Here is a 1,994-nt window from a genome sequence, read left to right as displayed (position 1 = left end):
TGCGATCGTATTCTGCTTCTGTTTGCTCAATCAATGAGGGATTTTCGCCGACAGTTCCTGCATTATTAAAGGCAATATCTAACCGACCAAAAACGCCAACCGCTTTATCAACCATTGCTTTAACATCGGCTTCTTTCGTGACATCTGCTTGCACAAAAATCGCCTCTTTGCCAGCTTCCTTAATCAATCGAACCGTTTCTTCACCTTCATCCATTCGACGACCCACCACCACCACTTTTGCTTGTTGTTGGGCATAAGCGATCGCAGTTGCACGACCAATTCCTGAAGTTCCGCCAGTGACTAACGCCACCTTATTCTGAAGTATCATTCTATTTCTCCTAAAATCAAGTCCGGTTGTTCTCTCTTGAAATGGATCGATTCACTGTGAGTCCACGATCGATAATCAAAAATCAACTCGCTGTGACTCCGCCATCGATCGCTAAGGGTTGCCCAGTGATGTAGCTCGCAGCATCAGAGCAGAGAAACACAACTGCTTGAGCAATTTCCGTTGCCTGACCGATCCGACCCATTGGAACCAAAGAGTCTAAATCATCCGCTGTGATATCCAGTTGCCTAAAGGCGCGATCGAGCATTTCAGTCGTAGTGCCTCCAGGATTCACCGCATTAACCCGGATGCCTTGCTTGGCATAGTCCAGCGCCGCCGATCGCGTCAGCCCCATTACTGCATGTTTGCTGGCAACGTAAGGAGAAGTCTCTGGAAATGCAACGAGACCACTCGTTGACGAATTGTTCACGATCGCACCAGATCCTTGAGACAACATTTGCTGAATTTCGTACTTCATGCACAAAAACAGTCCCCGAACATTGATTGCCATCAGGTTGTCAAAGTCTTCAATTGATTGTTCATGTAGAGGCTTAAAAGAACCGTCAATGCCTGCATTATTGAAGGCGCAGTCGAGTTGCCCGTAGGTTGCAACCGTCTTTTGCACTAACGCTTTGATATCTTCCTCTTTTGAGGCATCTGAATGGACATATAAACATTCAGCACCTGTTTCACGGATTAGTTTGGCAGTTTTTTCACCTTCTGCATCGCGTCTGCCTGAGAATACTACCTTTGCTCCAGCAGCACCGAATGCGATCGCAGTTGCACGACCAATTCCTGAAGTTCCGCCAGTGACTAACGCCACCTTATTCTGAAGTATCATTCTATTTCTCCTAAAATCAAGTCCGGTTGTTCTCTCTTGAAATGGATCGATTCACTGTGAGTCCACCATCAAAAATCAACTCACTGTGACTCCGCCATCGATCGTTAAAGGTTGTCCCGTGATGTAGCTCGCAGCATCAGAACATAAGAACACAACCGTTGCAGCAATTTCTTCAGGTTGACCCCTATGCCCCATCGGGACGCTCGACGACACTATCGAATCAAACTGCTCTAAAGTCATGCCCACCTCTTGGAGGCTCTTAGGAGTAATTATTTCTGTGCCGCGAATATAGCCAGGATTGACGGCATTAATCCGAATCCCTTGCTTGGCATAATCGAGCGCAGCAGAACGAGTGAGACCCATCACAGCATGTTTGCTCCCAGTATAAGGACCCATTCCAGGTATCCCGATCAATCCCGCTACTGAAGAGTTGTTGATGATGACCCCTGCTCCTTGAGTCAGCATCTGTTGAATTTCATATTTTATGCATAAGAACACACCCCGCAGGTTAGTTGCCATCATGCTGTCAAAGTCTTCAACAGACTGCTCGTGTAGTGGCTTTGGGACTGTACCAAATCCAGCGTTATTGAAGGCAAAATCTAGCCTTCCGTAAGTTGCGACTGTTTTCTCTATCAGCGCCTTAACCTCTGGTTCACTCGATACATCCGATCGCACAAACAAACACTCCGCTCCTGTCTCACGAATCATCGCAGAAGTTGTTTCGCGTTCTGCATCGCGTCTGCCGGAGAACACAACTTTTGCACCCGCAGCACCAAAGGCGATCGCGGTTGCACGACCAATTCCTGAAGTTCCGCCAGTGACTAATGC

The 1,994-nt window shown here is 47.5% G+C and carries 3 protein-coding genes; all 3 read right to left on the bottom strand.

All coding sequences use genetic code 11. From position 1 onward, the window contains the following. The coding region (locus tag H6G97_RS50515; protein WP_190947704.1) for an SDR family NAD(P)-dependent oxidoreductase at nucleotides 1–328 on the bottom strand (328 nt) is incomplete at its 3' end. Nucleotides 329–410: 82 nt separating this feature from the next. Next, nucleotides 411–1,166 (bottom strand): SDR family oxidoreductase, encoded by a 756-nt coding sequence (locus H6G97_RS50510; RefSeq protein ID WP_190947703.1) that lies wholly within the window; start codon nucleotides 1,164–1,166, stop codon nucleotides 411–413. Between the two features lie 75 nt (nucleotides 1,167–1,241). Next, a partial coding sequence (locus tag H6G97_RS50505) for a glucose 1-dehydrogenase (protein ID WP_190947702.1) occupies nucleotides 1,242–1,994 on the bottom strand: 753 nt, incomplete at its 5' end.

Source organism: Nostoc flagelliforme FACHB-838, from assembly GCF_014698065.1.
Classification (GTDB): domain Bacteria; phylum Cyanobacteriota; class Cyanobacteriia; order Cyanobacteriales; family Nostocaceae; genus Nostoc; species Nostoc flagelliforme_B.
Note: the sequence above shows the minus strand (reverse complement) of the source record. Positions and strands in the feature narration are given on the sequence as shown.